This is a genomic window from Streptomyces clavifer, from assembly GCF_036345975.1.
Taxonomy (GTDB): domain Bacteria; phylum Actinomycetota; class Actinomycetes; order Streptomycetales; family Streptomycetaceae; genus Streptomyces; species Streptomyces clavifer.
Genome location: NZ_CP107793.1, coordinates 3,023,821 through 3,041,754, shown reverse-complemented (window position 1 = coordinate 3,041,754; position 17,934 = coordinate 3,023,821). Strand labels below are relative to the sequence as shown.

The 17,934-nt window shown below is 72.1% G+C and carries 12 protein-coding genes; 6 read left to right on the top strand and 6 right to left on the bottom strand.

Annotation, left to right across the window (positions count from 1 at the left end):
- Position 1 precedes the first annotated feature (1 nt).
- From OG927_RS13025 to OG927_RS13015, 3 genes are all read right to left on the bottom strand, one after another.
- Positions 2-1,801 carry an LCP family protein gene (locus OG927_RS13025; protein WP_079099320.1) on the bottom strand — a complete coding sequence of 600 codons (1,800 nt, stop codon included), beginning with the start codon at positions 1,799-1,801 and terminating at the stop codon, positions 2-4.
- Positions 1,802-2,024: 223 nt separating this feature from the next.
- Positions 2,025-3,584: an LCP family protein gene (locus tag OG927_RS13020; protein ID WP_124282136.1), complete on the bottom strand. Its 1,560-nt coding sequence runs from the start codon at positions 3,582-3,584 to the stop codon at positions 2,025-2,027.
- A 176-nt stretch (positions 3,585-3,760) separates the two neighbouring features.
- Positions 3,761-4,513, bottom strand: a complete 753-nt coding sequence (locus OG927_RS13015; RefSeq protein WP_056798871.1) for a TIGR03089 family protein — start codon at positions 4,511-4,513, stop codon at positions 3,761-3,763.
- Positions 4,514-4,653: 140 nt separating this feature from the next.
- Between OG927_RS13015 and OG927_RS13010 the strand changes: the two genes are divergently transcribed.
- From OG927_RS13010 to OG927_RS13000, 3 genes are all read left to right on the top strand, one after another.
- Complete coding sequence (locus tag OG927_RS13010) at positions 4,654-6,105, top strand: peptidoglycan recognition protein family protein (protein WP_056798867.1); 1,452 nt, start codon at positions 4,654-4,656, stop codon at positions 6,103-6,105.
- A 79-nt stretch (positions 6,106-6,184) separates the two neighbouring features.
- Positions 6,185-7,276, top strand: coding sequence for a mannose-1-phosphate guanylyltransferase (gene manB, locus OG927_RS13005; RefSeq protein ID WP_056798864.1), 1,092 nt, complete (start codon positions 6,185-6,187; stop codon positions 7,274-7,276).
- A 56-nt stretch (positions 7,277-7,332) separates the two neighbouring features.
- Positions 7,333-8,331 (top strand): DNA-3-methyladenine glycosylase family protein, encoded by a 999-nt coding sequence (locus OG927_RS13000; protein ID WP_408058065.1) that lies wholly within the window; start codon positions 7,333-7,335, stop codon positions 8,329-8,331.
- A 33-nt stretch (positions 8,332-8,364) separates the two neighbouring features.
- Here OG927_RS13000 and OG927_RS12995 read toward each other — a convergent pair whose 3' ends face one another.
- The 3 genes from OG927_RS12995 to OG927_RS12985 all read right to left on the bottom strand — a co-directional run bounded on the left by OG927_RS12995 (position 8,365) and on the right by OG927_RS12985 (position 11,325).
- On the bottom strand, positions 8,365-9,687 hold the full coding sequence (locus tag OG927_RS12995) for a coenzyme F420-0:L-glutamate ligase (protein WP_330320193.1): 1,323 nt from the start codon (positions 9,685-9,687) through the stop codon (positions 8,365-8,367).
- Positions 9,684-10,640, bottom strand: a complete 957-nt coding sequence (cofD, locus tag OG927_RS12990; protein WP_330320192.1) for a 2-phospho-L-lactate transferase — start codon at positions 10,638-10,640, stop codon at positions 9,684-9,686. The genes OG927_RS12995 and cofD overlap by 4 nt, the downstream gene beginning before the upstream one ends.
- Positions 10,641-10,824: 184 nt before the next feature.
- Positions 10,825-11,325, bottom strand: coding sequence for a cysteine dioxygenase (locus tag OG927_RS12985; RefSeq protein WP_319102447.1), 501 nt, complete (start codon positions 11,323-11,325; stop codon positions 10,825-10,827).
- 649 nt (positions 11,326-11,974) lie between these two features.
- Between OG927_RS12985 and OG927_RS12980 the strand changes: the two genes are divergently transcribed.
- The 3 genes from OG927_RS12980 to OG927_RS12970 all read left to right on the top strand — a co-directional run bounded on the left by OG927_RS12980 (position 11,975) and on the right by OG927_RS12970 (position 17,890).
- Entirely contained in the window at positions 11,975-12,238 is a 264-nt protein-coding gene (locus OG927_RS12980; protein ID WP_014046372.1) for a WhiB family transcriptional regulator, read from the top strand.
- 262 nt (positions 12,239-12,500) lie between these two features.
- Entirely contained in the window at positions 12,501-16,343 is a 3,843-nt protein-coding gene (locus OG927_RS12975) for a glycosyltransferase family 2 protein (protein WP_330320191.1), read from the top strand.
- Complete coding sequence (locus OG927_RS12970; protein WP_330320190.1) at positions 16,340-17,890, top strand: DUF5719 family protein; 1,551 nt, start codon at positions 16,340-16,342, stop codon at positions 17,888-17,890. Before OG927_RS12975 ends, OG927_RS12970 begins: the two co-directional genes overlap by 4 nt.
- Positions 17,891-17,934: the final 44 nt, after the last annotated feature.

Below are 17,934 nucleotides of genomic sequence, written 5' to 3'. Positions count from 1 at the left end.
GTCACTTCGCGCATTCCGCCTTGTCGGCGCTTGCCTTCGGGATGTCCGGCGCCGTTGCCGGACCGGTGATGGGCACGCCGGCGCCATCGAAGTCGGCTCCCAGGGTCAGCACCATCGCCTGAAGGCCTTCGGCGTCGGTGGATCCCTGCTTCAGCGCCGTGGCGGGCAGCCCCATCATGTCCGCGAGTGCGCGGGCCTGGTCCGCCTGGTTCGGCGCGTACGCCAAGGTGGTCCTGTCGATCTTCGCCGGGGCGTTCGCCTTGTTCGTGGACTTCGGCACGCCCTGCTCGTTCTGGAGCCAGGTGACGGTCGCGCCCGCGGCACCGGCGATGTCGCCGCCGTTGAGCACGTCGACGCGTACGTCGGCCGGGGCCGCCCGGTCGCCCTCGAGCACGGCTTCCTGCTTGCTCTTGGCCGCCTTCTCCTGCTTCTTCACCTCGGTCAGCGAGGTGTCGGAGCGCATCATCGCGAAGAGCTGCTTCGACTTCGCGGGATCCACCACCACGGTGATGGGCTCCGGCTCGGCCGGGTTGTCGACCACCGGCATCGTGACGAAGCTGATGTTCTTCGTGTCGATCTTGCCGAGCTCCTTGGCGAGCGAGGTCAGCTTGTTGATCGACCCGATGCCGGAGTCGACGGTGAGCGCCTTGGTCGCCGCGTCCGCCAGCTTGAAGAGCTTGGACGGGTTGGTCAGGGTGTCGTCGGACTTCATCTGCCGGATCATCGAGCCGATGAACTGCTGCTGGATCTTGATCCGGTCCAGGTCGCTCTTGTTCCCGAAGCTGTGCCGGGTACGGACGAACGCCAGCGCGTCCTCGCCCTGGATGGTGGACTCGCCCGCGGGCAGGTCGAGGTGGGAGTCGGGGTCCTTCACCGGCCTGGCCAGACAGACCTTGACCCCGCCCACGGCGGTGGAGAGCGTCTTGACCGCGTTGAAGTCGACCATCATGAAGTGGTCGACCGACAGCCCGGTGATCTGCTTCACCGTGCGCATCGTGCAGCCGGGGTCGCGGCCCTCCTGGCCGAGGCTGATGTTGAAGCGGACGTTCTGCGAGCCGGGTATGACCTTCTCCGACCCGTCCGGCTGCTTCGTGGTGCAGTCGGGGATCTCCGTCATCAGGTCCCGGGGGATGCTCATCGCCGTCGCGTTGGTGCGGTCCTCGGAGACGTGGAAGAGGATGTTGGTGTCTGCGTGGCCGGCACTCCCCTTGTCGCCGTAGCCCTCGTTGCCCGCGCCGGTGCGCTTGTCCGTGCCGATGATCAGGATGTTCAGCGGGCCGTCGCCGGCGACGCTCTTGCTGCCCGCGTCACCGACGTCGATGGTGTCCAGATTGCCGTTGAACTTCTGGTAGAGGGCGTAGGCCCCCGTCGACCCGGCGACGATCACGAAGGCCAGGACTCCGCCGGTCCACAGCAGGGCCTTCTTCCGCCGCTGCTTCGGGGACCTGCGCGTACGGCGTGCGGCGGCGACCCGGTGCTCCTGGGTCCGGCCGTCCCGCGCCTGGCGGCCCCTGCGCGGCCCGGGCACCTCGCGGCGCGGGCCCTCGGAGTCGGGGCCCGCGCGGTGGGAGTCGGGGTCCGCGCGGTTGGGCGCACCCCGGCGTCCCGAACCGTCGCGGGGAGCGCCGGAACGGGATTCACGCCCGCTGCCTGAGTTGTGACGGTTTGCCGCGCGAGAAGCCCCGGACGACTCTCTTCCGGAGTGGTTCAGTCGCAATTCGTAATTGCCGGTCTGCGGGTTGAGCACCCACTGGTCGGCGGGATCGATATCGTCCGCCCGTCCACGGCTATGCGCGTCCACGGTTGCCTGAATCCTCCGTCGGTGCCCCGCGAGGCGCCTCCCCCGGCAGGGCGCTCGGTCTTTCGCTCCAGCAGTGCGCGGCACGAGGTCCGCGAGCGCCGGATCGCGTCACACTATCCGGCCGAATCGGCCATGGGTGACGCGCGTGACATATTCCACGCCCCTTACAACCGGGCATTCTGCATATTCTGCTCCGATTGGCGCCCATCACTTGGGAATTGCTTTACGCATCGCACAGGTCGGCCGCCGCATTCGATCCCGAATAGGTCGGGGCAGGGGTGGGGCTCTTGCTCGAATCGCCGGGTTCTTGACCGGAGGAATCCTTGTCGGAGCTGTGACCCCGCTGTGAATCCTCGCCATTGATTTCGTCGGCGGGGGCCACGGCCACGGGCTCGTCCTTGCGCAACCGCTCGAACAACTGGTCCGCGTCCGGCTGGATGAGCTCGTCCCTGTTCGGGTTCGCGTGGTACGGCTGCCGGGGCACGGTCAGGAACTGCACCTGCTCCGTCGGCACGTTCCGCATCCCGCGCACCAGGTCGTACAGGTCCCTGAGGGAGTCCAGGCCCGGATCCGTGGTGAGGGACTTGGTCGCCGCGTCCAGGACCGGGTAGAGCCGCGTCGGGTTGAGCAGGACGCCGTTGCTCTGCATCTTGTTGACGAGGGCCCCCAGGAACTTCTGCTGGCGGTCCATCCGCTCGGTGTCGCTGCCGTTGCCGATCGACTTGCGGGCGCGTACGTACCCCAGGGCCTCCTCGCCGTCCAGCGTCTGGCGCCCCGCGGGGAGCTCGAGGTGGGCGTCGTCGTCGTCGACCGGCTCCTTGAGGCAGACCTCGACGCCGTCCACGGCGTCGACCATGTCCTTGAATCCGTTGAAGTCGATGACCATGTGGTGGTCGACGCGAACGCCCGTCATCTTCTCCACGGTCCGGATCGTGCAGGCCGTGCCTCCGAGCTCGAAGGCCCAGTTGAACTGGGCGAACTGCTTCTTCGTGGCCTTTCCGTCCCCCGTGTGGCAGCTGGGGATCTCGGCCATCAGGTCGCGCGGGATCGACACCGCGGTCGCGCTCCTGCGGTCCGCCGCGAGGTGCAGCAGGATCGTGGTGTCCGAGCGCTGACTGCCGCCGTCGTCCCGTCCGTACTTGCTGTTGTCGCCGGACCGGGTGTCGGAACCGATCAGCAGGATGTTCTGTGCGTTCTGCGCGATCGGCGTCGGACGCTCCTGCTCGTACGCCTTGAGTTCGGCCGCGGCGCTCGTATCCGTCGTGATGTTGCCGTCGAGCTTCTTGTACAGCCACCAGCCGACCCCCGCGGCGACCAGCACCAGGAACGAGGCGGCGAGGGCGGTCCAGCGGAGCCAGTGGCGTCTGCGCCCGGGGGCGCCGCCCTCCGGACGGGCGGCCCAGGTCTCGAATCCGGGGCCGTCCTTTCCGCCACTGTCCTTGCCGTCGCCGTCGTGGCTCCCGCCGTCGTCGACGGCCTTAGGGGCGTCGTCGCTCTCGTCGCCTGCGGCCTCACGGGTGTCGTCGCTCTCGTCCCCGCCGCCCTCGCGGGCGTCGTGGCTCCGGTCCTCGTCGCCCCCGCCGCCGTCGTGGCTCTCGCCCCTGCCGTCGGCGCTCTCGTCCCCGGCGGTGAGGGAGCCGTCCTGCGGAGCCTGATCGGACTCCTCCGGCGGGGTGGCTCCGGAATCGTCCCGCGACCCGTCCTTCGCCTCGTCCCCGGCCGGGTGGTCGGGGCGGTCCGGGTCGACCGGGGGGCCGGCGCTGTCGCTCACGTCTGCGTCCATCCTTCGTGTTCGGCGGCGCGATGGGCCGCCGGTCGCAGAAGTAGACGGCTGAACCTCACGCTTGGTTGTGCATTCAGGCAGAGTGGTCCCTACCGCCCGATCATGTACCGCTGCCGAGGCTCAGCCCCGAGGGCTCGGCCCGCCGTGGGCCGGACGAGTGGACCTCAGGGCGCTTGTCATACCGCGGTGTTGGTGACCCGCTCGCTCTCGACGCGCTTCGCCAGGCCGTCCTCGTCCAGCCGGTCCTGATGGCGGCACAGGACCACCGACCCCCCGGCCGCCAGCGGTGCGAAGAGTCCGGCGGAGAGGCCTTCCCAGGTGTCGTACGTACGTCCCGTGAGCAGCCTCGACCCCGGGGCCAGCCCCAGTGCCGCCGCGTCCTCGCGGGCGCGTGCGACCAGCTGGTCCGCCGTCAGCCCGACGCCGGCCACGGCGAGCGCGGGGGCGGACGGATCCACCGGCGCGTACGGCGCGAAGCGGTCGCCCTGGCCGGGCACCTCCACCGCGTAGTCGGCGAACCCCTCGGGCGGCTGCGGGAAACGGCCGCCCAGTGGGCGCAGGGCCAGGGCCACCCGCTCGCCGCGGCAGGCGCGCGCCCGGTCCAGGGAGTCCGGCCCGGTGACCACCAGATCGGCGGAGGCGGGGTCGCCCTGCACATCGGCGACGACACCGACCGAGGAGCAGGCGAGCAGCCAGACCGCGGACTGCCAGTGCGCGGGCAGCAGCAGGGCGAGCCGGTCGCCCGGCTCCGCGGCCAGGTCGCCCTGCAGCAGATTGGCGGTCTTGGCCACCCAATTGGCGAAGGTGGCCACCGACAGTTCGACGCGCTCTCCGGTTGCGTCGTCGTAGAAGGTGACGAGTGGGCGGGCCGGGTCCGCGGCGAGCGCGGATCGCAGCAGGTCGGCGGGGGTGCGATCACTGGCGTTCATCCGCGCAAGGGTACGCGCCGGGTGCGGGCGGGGCGGGGCGTGAGGGGCGCGGTGTCCACCGGTTCGGCAGACGGTGCGTCAAGTGGGGGCAGCCACCCTCCAGTAGCCGGGAATGGCATGATCTGTCCAGGATTTCCTGTATGCATGCACTTCTTGCAACCTCGATCGGCGTCACCTGCGCGGCGGCACTCACCCTCCCGCTCGCCGCGCCTGCGCCCGCCGCCCCCGTGCCTGCCCCGGGCGCCCACGCGCCCGCGGCCTCGGCTGCCGAACCGTCCGGTTCCACGCAGTCCCTGCCCCTGCGGCCGCTCACCGAAGCGTCCCCCCGGGCCACCGAATCCGTGTCCCCCCTCGCACGAGGGCTGCGGCAGCGCGACGCGCACCGCTTCTCCCTCGTCGGCGTGGTCTGGGACGACGCCGACGCCGAACTGCACGGCACCGTCCAGGTCCGGGCCCGTGCGACCGGCACCGGACGGTGGTCCGGCTGGCAGGACCTCGAGACGCACAACACCGACCACGCCGCCGACGCCGGCAGTGCCGAGCGCACGTCGGGCAGGGTCCGCGGCTCCACCGCCCCGCTCTGGGTCGGTGACTCGGACGGCGTGGAGGTACGCGTGCGGTCCGGGGACTCCGGACCGCAGAACCGTGCCGGAGGCACCGCACCCCTGCCCGAGGGCCTTCGGGTGGAGCTCGTCGACCCGGGTGACGACCCGCAGCAGCCGCCGACCGCCGGCGACCCGGTCACGGTCACCCCGACCACCGGCACTCCCGCCACCGGCACTCCCGCCGTGGGCACCCCGGCCACGGTCACCCCCGTCACCTCCCCCCAGCCGGGCGCGCTCCCCGAAGCCGCGGGCCTCAGCCTGGCCGCGGCCGAGAGCTCCGCGGTCAACGCCGACCTCGCCCCGCTCGGAGCCACCGAGATCCCCGCCCTGAGCAAGGCCGAGTCGGAGGAGCAGGCGGTCGTCGCGGCGGGCGCCAAGCCGTTCGTGGGGCCCCGCCCGCGCATCGTCACGCGCAAGGGCTGGGGCGCCGACGAGAGCATCCGGGAGCGCGCCTTCGCGTACACCACGACCGTCAAGGCGGCCTTCATCCACCACAGCGCCACGGGCAACAACTACACCTGCTCCCAGGCGCCCTCCGTCCTGCGCAGCATCTACCGCTACCACGTCAAGAGCAGCGGATGGCGCGACTTCGGCTACAACTTCGCCGTGGACAAGTGCGGAAACATCTACGAAGGCCGCGCGGGGGGCGTGACCAAGCCGGTCCTCGGCGCCCACACGCTCGGCTTCAACTCCAAGAGCATGGGCATCGCCGTCCTCGGGACCTACAGCGCGAAGAACCCGCCGGCCGCCGCGGTGACCGCGATCGCCAAGCTCACGGCCTGGAAGCTCGGTCTGTTCGGCCGCAACCCCAAGAGCAAGGTCACGCTCGTCTCCGGCGGCAGCGGCAAGTACAAGAAGGGCGCCAACGTCAAGCTCAACGTCATCTCCGGTCATCGCGACGGTTTCGCAACCGAATGCCCCGGAAGCCGTCTCTACAAGAAGCTGGGCACGGCCCGGACCAGCTCGGCCCGGCTGCAGGGCCGCTGACCGGGAGGGCCCGCGACGGTCTGCATACACTGGCCAGCCGATACGAGGCCCGGCCCCATCAGGAAGCAGAGACGGCGCTGTGACAGAGGCAAGAGAAGCGATCCTGCTGGTCGGTGGCAAGGGCACCCGGCTGCGGCCACTCACGGTGCACACCCCGAAGCCGATGGTTCCGGCCGCGGGCGTCCCGTTCCTCACGCACCAGTTGGCGCGTGCCCGGGCGGCCGGGGTGGAGCACATCGTGCTCGCCACGTCCTACCTGGCGGAGGTCTTCGAGCCGTACTTCGGCGACGGCTCGTCGCTCGGACTCTCCATCGAGTACGTCACCGAGCGCGAGCCGCTCGGTACCGGCGGAGCCATTCGCAACGTGGCGTCGCGGCTGGCCTCGGGCCCGGACGAGCCCGTCCTCATCTTCAACGGGGACATCCTCACCGGGCTCGACATCCGGGCCCTGGTCGCGTCGCACGCCACGTCCGGGGCGGACGTCTCCCTGCACCTCACCAGGGTGGAGGACCCGCGCGCCTTCGGTCTCGTGCCGACGGACGACTCGGGCAGGGTGACGGCCTTCCTGGAGAAGCCGCAGACACCCGAGGAGATAGTCACCGACCAGGTCAACGCGGGGGCGTACATCTTCCGCCGCTCGGTCATCGACACCATTCCGGCCGGCCGGCCGGTGTCCGTGGAGCGTGAGACGTTCCCCGGCCTGCTCGCCTCCGGAGCACACCTCCAGGGCATGGTCGACTCCACCTACTGGCTGGACCTCGGCACCCCGCAGGCGTTCGTACGCGGCTCGGCCGACCTGGTCCTGGGCCGCGCCCCCTCCCCGGCCGTGCCCGGCCGCTGCGGCGACCGGCTCGTCCTGCCCACCGCGTCCGTGGCCGCCGACGCCAAGCTCACCGGCGGCACGGTCATCGGTGAGGGCGCGCTGATCGGCGAGGGCGCCCGGATCACCGGGTCCACCGTGCTGGCCGGCGCCGTCGTCGAACCGGGTGCCGTGATCAGCGACTCACTGATCGGGGCCGGCGCCCGGATCGGCAGCCGTACGGTCCTCGCGGGCGCGGTGATCGGCGACGGTGCGCAGGTCGGAGCCGACAACGAACTGCGCGACGGGGTCCGGGTCTGGTGCGGCGCGGTCCTTCCGGACGCCTCGGTCCGCTTCTCGTCCGACCAGTGAAAGGTCTCCGTCGGCCGTACCCTCGGTAGACACCCCGACGACCGAGGACCTCACCCGTGGCAGGACGCTTCGCACCCCGCACCACCGCCGTGCCCCGCCGGCAGGCGGTGGTCACGGGCCCGTACGCCCCGCCGCTGGAGCGGACCTGGACACCACCCGGCCCAATCGACCTGCGTCTGGTCCTGGGCCCTCTGCGGCGCGGCCCGGCGGACCCCACGTACCGGGCCCTGCCCGACGGGTCGTTCTGGCGGGCCACCCGCACCCCGGCCGGCCCCGGCACCCTGCGCGTCTCGGCGGCCCCCGGCGGGCAGGTATCCGCGGTGGCCTGGGGCCCGGGCGCGCAGTGGCTGCTGGACGGGCTCCCCGGGCTGCTCGGTGCGGACGACGACCCGGACGCCTTCCGCCCGCGGCACAGGCTGGTCGCCGTGGCCCGGCAGCGCAGGCCGGGGCTGCGGCTGCTGCGCACCGGGCTGGTCATGGAGTCCCTGATCCCGTCGGTCCTGGAACAGAAGGTCACCACCGACGAGGCCTACCGCGCCTGGCGGCTGCTCGTCCGCACCCACGGCACCCCGGCCCCCGGCCCGGCGGACGGGCCGTTCGGCACGTACGGCCTGTACGTCATGCCGGATGCCCGGACGTGGTCGCTGATCCCCTCGTGGGATTGGCACCGCGCGGGCGTGGACGCCAAACGCTCGGCGACGATCCTGCGCGCGGTCCGGGTCGCCCGCCGCATGGAGGAGGCGGCGTCGATGGAGCTGCCCGAGGCGATGGCGCGCCTTGAGCTGATCCCGGGCATCGGCCCCTGGACGGCGGCGGAGACACTGCAGCGCTCGAACGGCGCGGCCGACGCGGTCACGGTCGGCGACCTCCACCTGCCCGGCATCGTCGGGTACGCCCTGGCGGGCAACCGGAGTGCCGACGACGAGGAGATGCTGTCGCTCCTCGCCCCGTACGAGGGCCAGCGCCACCGGGCGGCACGGCTGATCATGCTCTCGGGCCACATCCCGCCGCGACGCGCCCCGCGCATGACACCACGCGACATCGCCCGGCTCTAGCCGGCGGGGGAGCGGACCGGAGCCCGGTCCGCCTCACCGCACCGCGATGAACGCCCCCGCGTCCCGCGCGCCCCGCTCCTTCGGCGCCTGCGCCGCGTGTCCCACGGCCACCGCGCCCAGCGGATCCCAGCTGTCCGGCAGGTCCAGCACCTCACGCACCACGTCCCGGCAGAACATCGTCGAGGACACCCAGGCCGAGCCGAGCCGCTCGCCCGCGAGCGCCACCAGGAAGTTCTGCACGCCCGCGCCGGCCGCGACCACGAACATCTCGCGCTCCGCCGTGTCCCGCCGCGCGTCCCCGTAGGTGTGCGAGCCGTCCATCACCAGGCACGGCACCGCCAGATACGGCGCGTTGCGCAGGACGTCGCCCCGCCGCACCCGCTTGGCGATCGACTCCTCGCTCCGGCCGTCCCGGCGCAGGTCCTCGGTCCACGCGTCCCGCATCGCGTCGAGCAGCCGGGTCCGCGCGTCCGCCGACTCCAGCAGGACGAACCGCCACGGTGTCGTGTGGTGCGGTGCCGGCGCCGTCACGGCAGCCGCCACGGCGCGCCGTACGGCCCCCGGGTCCACCGGCTCGTCGGTGAACTCCCGCACCGTGCGACGCAGGTGAAGGGCTTCCCGCACCGCTTCGGACGTCCCCAGCCGGAACATGTCGTCGTCGGCGGTCCGCACCATCGCCCGAGCGCCGCCCCCGGCGTCCCCGGGGGCCGCCACGACATGGGCCAGCCCTCGCACCACGGCGACCGGCAGGCCGGACGCCTTGCCCTTCACCAGGTCGCCGGCCGAGGCAAGTTCGTCGGCCGTGGCCACCACGGTCGCGCTCAGCGGATTGCCGTGCGCGTCCGTACCGCCGCGCAGGTCGTCGAGCACCCGGACGCCCGCCGCCCCGATGGCGACATCGGTCAGACCGTTGCGCCAGGGACGCCCGAAGGTGTCCGTGACGACGACGCCGACCTCGACCCCGAGGGTGTCCCGCAGCCCGTCCCGGATCGCCCGTGCGGAGGCGTCCGGGTCCTCGGGCAGCAGCAGTACCGTGCCGGCCGGGGTGTTGGAGGCGTCGACGCCGGCAGCGGCCATCACGAGGCCCTGCCGGTTCTCCACGATCCTGAGCGTTCCGCGGCGGGCCACCACCCGGACCGTCTCGGCGTCGATGGCGGCCTCCCGGTCGGCGGCCTCCACGATCCGCCCCTCCGCCTTGGAGACGATCTTGGAGGTGACCAGCAGGACGTCGCCGTCCACGAGGCCCGGCTCGGTGGCGGCGATCAGCTTCGCCAGGTCGTCCCCCGTGCGCACCTCGGGCATCCCGGGCAGCGCCCACACGCGGTAGGAGGGTGCCCCGGCGGCAGGCCCGTTCATGCCCGGACCTCCTCGGCCAGGGCCAGTGCCTGCCGTGCCATCTCGGCCGTCGTGTCCACGTCCGTCATCATCAGCGGGACGGCCCGGCAGCGGATGCCCGCCGTCTCCACCTCGGCCACGGTCCCGGCGTCCACGGTGTCGACCAGCCAGCCGTCCAGCAGTCCCGACCCGTAGTGCCGCGCGACGGCGGAGGCCGTCGAGTCGACGCCGACCGCGGCCAGGACCTTGTCGGCCATGCCCCGCACCGGAGCGTCACCGACGATGGGGGAGAGCCCCACGACCGGTACCCCGGCCTCGGCGATCGCCTCACGGATGCCGGGGACGGCGAGGATGGTGCCCACCGACACGACGGGGTTCGACGGGGGGAAGAGGATGATGTCGGCCTCGGCGATGGCCTCCAGGACGCCCGGCGCGGGCTTGGCCTGCTCGGCGCCGACCGGCACGATCGCCTGCGCCGCCACGGAGGCGCGCATCTTCACCCAGTACTCCTGGAAGTGGATGGCCCTGCTCTCGCCGTCGACGTCGACGGCGACATGTGTCTCGACGCGGTCGTCGGACATGGGGATCAGCCGGACGCCAGGCTTCCAGCGGGCGCAGAGCGCCTCGGTGACCGCGCTCAGCGGATAGCCGGCGCCGAGCATCTGCGTACGGACGATATGGGTCGCGAAGTCACGGTCGCCCAGCCCGAACCACTCGGGTCCCACGCCGTACGCCGCCAGCTCCTCCTTGACCTGGAAGCTCTCGTCCGTACGCCCCCAGCCCTGTTCCTCGTTGATGCCACCGCCGAGGGTGTACATCACGGTGTCCAGGTCGGGGCAGACCTTCAGCCCGAACAGATGGATGTCGTCGCCGGTGTTGCCGATCACCGTGATGTCCGCTTCGGGAGCGGCCTGTTTGAGGCCACGCAGGAAACGAGCACCACCGATACCGCCGGCCAGAACCACAATGCGCATGGAGACCAGTCTGTCAGGCGGAGCCTGTCCGGTGTGGGGTGGTGGTGGGCGACGGGTGGGACTGTCGGGCGGAGCCTGTCCGGTGTGGGGTGGTGGTGGGCGACGGGTGGGACTGTCGGGCGGAGCCTGTCCGGTGTGGGGTGGTGGTGGGCGACGGGTGGGACTGTCCGGTCCTGGTGGGCTGTCAGGCGGGTACGGCGTCCAGGGCGGCCTGGGCGCACTGCGTGGCGTGCATGGGCATGTCGGTCAGGCCCGGGTAGTAGACGTGCAGGCTGACGGCAGGGGCGAGGGCGTCGTTGACGACCTCGTGGACGTAACCGGGTGCGAAGACGCGCTGTGCGCCGGCGTCCAGGGTGTGCGTCCCGTGTTCCGTGCGCTCCGTCAGTTCGCCCTCCAGCACGGTGAGTACACCGGAGGACGGGCCGTGGTCGTGGAGCCCGCTGCCCTGGCCGGGGATCCAGCTGAGCAGCCACACCTCGTAACCCGGGCCGGTCTGCAGCCGGTGGTACCAGCGGGTCGTGGTGTCGTACCGGACGAGCGGGGCCCAACGGGCGCGGTCGGCGGCGATCGTGCGGGCGAGTCCGACGAACTCGGCCACGGTGGACGGGTGCGGGCGGGCCGGCTGGAGGAGGTGTTGTACCTCAAGGATGTCGCCGGCGATCTGCAGGTCGCTGTCGCTGTTCATGGGTGCGGTGTTTCCTCGGCATGGATGCGCGTGCGGGGGGTGTCGCGGAAAGCCCGAAAGCGGTGGAGAGGGCTGGATCAGAGCTGGAGCGCTACAGGCTTCAACAGCTGTGACAGCTGGAACAGCAACAGCGGGCCTGGACAGCCGTACGGAACCCACGCATGGGGGTGGCGTACATCGCTGCGGTCGCTTGCATGCAGTCAAGAAGACCGGCTCGGCGTGCCTTCTGTCAACCCGCTGCCCGGTATGGCGGCAATCTTTCATCCCATCCGGTTGTCGAGGGTGAAGAAAGGTTTTGGCAGCCGGGGGAGAGGCAAGGTGGCGCAAGAACCGGGTCTTGAACGCGGTGGGCATCCCGTGACCCGACTGTGATCTTGGTCGCTTCAGTGATCGAATCGAAACATGGCGGCGACCGCGGTCGTCTCACCCGGTGAGAAGGCGAGCCGGGCACGACCGGCGGCATATGTCAGGTTTTTGACCATTTGGGTACTTTCCGCATACGGTTGGTTCCGCAGAGTGAATACCGAGGCCAATAGCAGATCTTCGCTTGACTGGCCCAGAGCTACACACTTGTAATTTCACTCGTGTTGTTCGGCAGCTTCAATAACGGCCGCATCACGGGGACGCAAGAGACAGACGAGGGGCGCACATGACCGAGCTGTTCCAGCAACTGCTGGTCGAGGACGCGGACGAGGAGCTCGGCTGGCAGGAGCGCGCACTGTGCGCCCAGACCGATCCCGAGTCCTTCTTCCCGGAGAAGGGCGGCTCCACCCGCGAGGCCAAGAAGGTCTGCCTCGCCTGCGAGGTCCGCTCCGAGTGCCTCGAGTACGCCCTCGCCAACGACGAGCGGTTCGGTATCTGGGGCGGCCTCTCCGAGCGTGAGCGGCGCCGCCTCAAGAAGGCCGCCATCTGACCCACCGCGTGCCCGGACGCCCGGTACCGCCGATGGCCCGTGGCCAGGACCCCTCGTGCAGGGTCCTGGCCACGGGCCATCGGCGTGTCCGGGGGCCTCCCCTTCCCACCGTCCAACCGCTCGGCGCAGGGCGGACATCCGTACCGTTAGTGTGGGGCCCCGTCCGAGAGACGCGCCAACGCCCCGCCGGGGCGCGCGTGTACACCGATGCAGCCCCCGGGGGGACGCCCCCTCCGGACCCGGCCGGAGGGCCCGTACCTCGATGTCCGTGCACAGCCACTCGGCGGCGCCGAACGCGGCCGCCGCCGCCCCAGAGTTCCCCCGGCACGTCGTCACCGCCGTGCTCGTCTCCCACGACGGCGCACGCTGGCTGCCCGATGTGCTCGCCGGGCTGCTCGGGCAGGAACGCCCCGTACAGAACGTCGTCGCCGCCGACACCGGCAGCGCCGACGACTCCGCGCACCTGGTCACCGAGGCGCTCGGCGGTGAGCGCGTGCTGCACCTCGCGCGCCGTACGAGCTTCGGCACCGCCGTCGACGAGGCGACCCGCACCGCGGGCGTCCTCGGCACCGACGACCTGCCGTACCTGAAGCGCCCCAGCGGCTGGGACCCGGTCACCCGGACCTGGCGCGACGACGCCTACGACCAGCCGGAACTCCCGCACGGCGAACCCGTCCAGTGGCTCTGGCTGCTGCACGACGACAGCGCACCCGAGCCCGACGCGCTCGCCGAGATGCTGCGCGCCGTCGACAACGACAAGCACGCCGCGATCGTGGGACCGAAGCTGCGCGGCTGGTACGACCGCAAGCAGCTCCTCGAGGTCGGCGTCTCCATCGCCAACAGCGGGCGCCGCTGGACGGGCCTCGACCGGCGCGAACAGGACCAGGGCCAGCACGACCAGGTCCGCACCGTGCTCTCCGTCTCCTCCGCCGGCATGCTGGTGCGCCGCGACGTCTGGGAGGAGCTCGGCGGCTTCGACCGCAGGCTCCCGCTGATGCGTGACGACGTCGACCTCTGCTGGCGCGCCCACATGGCCGGCCACCGGGTCCTCGTCGCCCCTGACGCGGTCCTGCGGCATGCCGAGGCCTCCGCCAGGGAACGCCGTCCCATCGACTGTGCCGGACGCTCCGTCTCCAGCCCGCACCGCGTCGACAAGGCGGGCGCGGTCTACACGATGCTCGTCAACGCCCGCGGCAAGCAGCTTCCCTGGGCGCTTCTCCGACTCGTCCTCGGCACCCTGCTCCGCACCCTCGCCTACCTCGTCGGCAAGGTCCCGGGGCAGGCGCTCGACGAGGTCGCCGGACTCTTCGGCACCCTGCTGCGCCCGGGCAGGATCATCGCCGGGCGCCGCGCACGGGGCAAAGGAGCGGTGGACGCCGCCGAGCTGCGCTCCCTCTTCCCGCCGTCCGGTGCCACCGTCCGCGCGACCGTCGAACAGATCGCGGGCAACTTCGGCAGTCGCACCGACTCCGACTCCGGCGGTTCGCGCCACGGGGTCGCGGAGTCGGGGCCCGGCGGTGACGACGCCGACTTCCTGGAGATCGAACAGTTCGCCCGGCTCAAGCGGATCGGCCGCAAGCCCGGCCCGGTCCTCTTCGCGCTCCTGCTCCTCGTCTCCCTGGTCGCCTGCCGCAGCCTCCTCGGCGGCGGCGCACTCGCGGGCGGCGCGCTGCTGCCCGCCCCCGCCGACGTCTCCGACCTCTGGGGACGGTACGCGGACGGCTGGCACCCGATCGGTACGGGAGGAACCCAGACCGCGCCGCCCTACCTCGGCCTGATCGCCGCACTGTCGGCGCTGTTCCTCGGCTCCACGGGGCTGGCCCTCACCGTGCTGCTGGTCTGCTCGGTCCCGCTCGCCGGACTCACCGCGTACTTCGCCTCCCGGCCCCTCATCGAATCCCGGCTCCTGCGCGCCTGGGCGAGCGTCGCGTACGCCTTCCTGCCCGCGGCGACCGGAGCACTGGCCACCGGCCGTCTCGGTACGGCCGTGCTGGCCGTGCTGCTCCCGCCGATGGCCCGTGCCGCCGCTGCCGCGTACGGGATGCGCGGCGGGAGCGACGCCCCCCGTGGCACCTGGCGTGCCACCTGGGCGTACACGCTGCTGATCACCTTCACGATGGCCTTCACCCCGATCGTCTGGCCACTCGCCGTGGTCCTCGGCATCGGGGCGCTGGTCCTGCGCCGGGGCGACATCGTCGCGTACGGACTGCGCTTCCTGGCCGTCGTGGGCACCCCGCTGCTGGTCCTCGCACCCTGGTCGTTGTCCCTGCTGACCAGCCCGGCCGACCTCCTGAAGGAGGTCGGTCTGGACACCGGCACGGGTACGGCGACGGCCCTGGACCTCCTCGGCCTCAGCCCCGGCGGCCCCAAGGCGGCCGGCGGAGTCCTGCTTCTGGGCATCGTCCTGGCGGCGCTGGCCGCACTGCTGCGCGGTGAGCGGCAGTTCGCCATCCGGTCCGCCTGGGCCGTGGCACTCGTCGGTCTGCTCTTCGCGGGCATCTCCAACGGTTCCACCTGGGCGGGCCCCGCCACCCTCGTGTACGGCATCGCGCTGATCGGCGCCGCGGTCCTCGGCGCCGACGGAGCCCGGGTACGGGTCGCCGCGCTCAGCTTCGGCTGGCGTCAGCCGGTCGCCGCACTGATCGCCCTGGCCGCGGCGGTCGCGCCCGCGCTGGCCGCCGCCGGCTGGATGATCGGCGGCGCGGCCGGGCCGCTGGAGCGCCGGGACCCGGTGCAGGTGCCCGCGTTCGTCGCGGAGGAGAGCGCCACCCGCGACCAGCCCCGCACCCTGGTCCTCGGCGGCTCGTCGCCCGCAGCCGTCTCGTACAGCCTGGTGCGCGGCTCGGGCGCCCGCCTCGGCGACGCCGAGCTCACCGAGGCGGGCGGCAGCAACACCCACCTCGACAAGGTCGTCGCCAACCTGGTCGCGGGCTCCGGCGCCGACCAGGGCAGCCAGCTGAGCGGCTTCGCGATCCGCTACGTCCTCGTACGGGACGGAGCACCGCGGCAGATGAGCCGGGTGCTCGACTCGACGCCCGGGCTGAGCCGGCTCAGCCAGCTCGACGGCAGCGCCCTGTGGCGCGTCGACCGCCAGGTCTCCCGCCTCATGATCGTCCCGTCCGGCGAGGGCGCCGAGCCCGTGCCCGTCGGCTCGCTGCCCGTCGAGGCGCACACGAAGATCCCCGATGGCGGATCGGACCGGGTGCTGCGGATCGCCGACGGCGCGGACCCGCGCTGGCAGGCCACGCTGAACGGCAAGGCGCTGACGCCGAAGACCGTGGACGGCTGGGCACAGGGCTTCACCCTCCCCTCCGAGGGCGGCACGCTGGACCTGACGTACGACACCCCTGTCACCCACTCGGCCTGGATCTGGACGCAGGTGGCCCTCGGTGTGGTCCTGGTGGTCATGGCCCTGCCGGGCCGCCGCCGGGAGATCGATGACGACCTGCCCGAGGAGACCGGGACCGTTCCGGCCGAGCCGGTCGAGGGCGAGGGACGCCGGGCACGCAGGCTGCGCGCGGCGGCTCAGGCCGAGACGACGGGGGAGGACGGCCAGGAGACCGGGTACGACGCTCCCCACGGCGAGGACGGCGCCCCCGCGCCGGACGTCACGGAGCCGGCGCAGGCCGGGTACATCCCGGCCCAGCAGAACGCCGCTCCGTACGCGGCGGCCCCGGACGACCAGGACGGCACCGGCACCTACGTGGCCGTGCCGCAGCAGAACGACGGCGGGCAGCACTACGGCGAGCAGACCTACGGTCAGCAGACCTACGGCGGGCAGAACTACGGGGAGTGGGACGCGCAGCAGTACCAGGGCGCCGACCACGGCGGGCACCAGGACGGGCAGTACTACCAGCCCGGCCAGTACCCGCAGGACCAGTACTCGCAGGACCAGAACCAGCACGACCAGTACCAGGACCAGAACCAGAACCAGCAGGACCAGTACCCGCAGCAGGGCGCCTACGACCCGTACGGCTACGCCCAGCAGCAGCCCTACGCGACGGGGACGGGCGAAACCGCCCCGTACGAGGGGCACGAAGAGAACCCGGCCACGGGCCGGGGTCCGTGGCAGAACGGCAACGCATCGCGAGGCGAGTCCGAGTGAAGTCCACCCCCCTGTCCCTCATCGCGGGCGCTGTCGCCCTCGCCGCCGTCACCGGATTCGCCGCGCTCACCGCGCCCGGCGAAGGGGAGGCAACCGAGGCGAAGGCCGCAGCCAGGCTCCCCGTCGAGCGCTCCAGCCTGCTCTGCCCCGCGCCCAGCAGCTCCGACCTGGCGGACACGACGTACACCTCCTTCACCCCGGAGGGGGAGAGCGACGGTGAAGCCGGCACCGCCGAGCTGAATCCGTCCGTGCCGCTCCCGGCCGACGACGAGGACCCGGCGGCCGGCAAGGACGAGGAGAAGGGCGAAGAGAAGGAGGAGAAGGAGGAGAAGGACGAGAAGCCGGGGGCCGACAAGCCCGTCGTCACGCTCAAGGACGCCGGCAAGCCGGTCACCGCCGACACCTCCGAGTCCGACGCCCCGGCGCTCATCGGCACGGCCACCGGCCGGCTGGCCCCGGGCTGGACGGCCCAGCAGACCACCACGACCGCGGCTGGCGAGGCCCGTGGCCTCCTCGGCGTGAGCTGCACGGCACCGGACACCGACTTCTGGTTCCCGGGCGCCGGGACCGCGGCGACGCGGCAGGACTACGTCCATCTCACCAACCCCGACGACACGGCGGCCGTGGCCGACATCGAGCTGTTCGGCCCCGAGGGTGCCCTCGAGTCCGACGCCGGGGAAGGGATCACGGTGCCGCCCCGGTCGAGCGTCGCGCTGCTGATCCCGACCCTGACCAGCGAGGCCGTCGACGACGTGACCGTCCACGTCACCACCCGGACGGGACGCGTCGGCGCGGTCGTCCGGGTCGCCGAGAACGACGCGGGCAGCGACTGGCTCACCGCTTCCACCGACCCGGCGGAGACCCTGGTCCTGCCCGGCATCCCGGCCGACGCCACGTCCGTACACCTGGTGGCCTTCGCGCCCGGTGAGGACGACGCCGATGTGAAGGTGCAGCTCATGGGGAAGAACACGACGTTCGCGCCGGTGGGCAACGACACCCTGCACATCAAGTCGCGGATGACCGCGAGCGTCGATCTCAAGGACGTCACCCGGGGGGAGCCCGGGTCGATCCGGCTGTCCCCGGTCGACGGAGACGGGACGCCGGTCGTCGCCGCGCTGCGCGTGGTGCGCGGCAAGGGCGCCAAGCAGGAGATCGCCTACATCCCGGCGACCGGGCCGGTGGGCGACCGGGCGAGCGTGGCCGACAACCGGGCGAAGGGATCGGTGCTCTCCCTGACCGCGCCGGGCGGGACGGCCAAGGTCGAAGTGACCGCGTCCGCGGGCAGCGAGGGCGGCGAGAAGACCGTCAAGACGTACACCGTCAAGGGCGGTACGACGCTGGAGGTCACCCCCGAGGTCCCGTCCGGGCTCAAGGGCGGTTACGCGCTGACGGTCAGGACACAGTCGGGCGGCCCCGTCCACGCCTCCCGCACGCTCACGGTCACCGAGGGCGGCATCCAGATGTTCACCGTCCAGACGCTGCCCGACGACGGCGGCACGGTCGAGGTGCCTGCGGTGGAGCAGGACCTCTCCGTCCTGGACGACTGAGGTCTGCCGCGACGCGGGTGGCCGGGCCCGGCCACCCGCGACGC

What these genes read in the sequence shown, in the direction of transcription:
- OG927_RS13020 (WP_124282136.1), bottom strand. Translation starts at nt 3,584, where the DNA reads ATGGACGCAGACGTGAGCGACAGCGCCGGCCCCCCGGTCGACCCGGAC.
- OG927_RS13010 (WP_056798867.1), top strand. Translation starts at nt 4,654, where the DNA reads ATGCATGCACTTCTTGCAACCTCGATCGGCGTCACCTGCGCGGCGGCA.
- OG927_RS12975 (WP_330320191.1), top strand. Translation starts at nt 12,501, where the DNA reads ATGTCCGTGCACAGCCACTCGGCGGCGCCGAACGCGGCCGCCGCCGCC.
- OG927_RS12980 (WP_014046372.1), top strand. Translation starts at nt 11,975, where the DNA reads ATGACCGAGCTGTTCCAGCAACTGCTGGTCGAGGACGCGGACGAGGAG.
- OG927_RS12985 (WP_319102447.1), bottom strand. Translation starts at nt 11,325, where the DNA reads ATGAACAGCGACAGCGACCTGCAGATCGCCGGCGACATCCTTGAGGTA.
- cofD (WP_330320192.1), bottom strand. Translation starts at nt 10,640, where the DNA reads ATGCGCATTGTGGTTCTGGCCGGCGGTATCGGTGGTGCTCGTTTCCTG.
- OG927_RS12995 (WP_330320193.1), bottom strand. Translation starts at nt 9,687, where the DNA reads ATGAACGGGCCTGCCGCCGGGGCACCCTCCTACCGCGTGTGGGCGCTG.
- OG927_RS13015 (WP_056798871.1), bottom strand. Translation starts at nt 4,513, where the DNA reads ATGAACGCCAGTGATCGCACCCCCGCCGACCTGCTGCGATCCGCGCTC.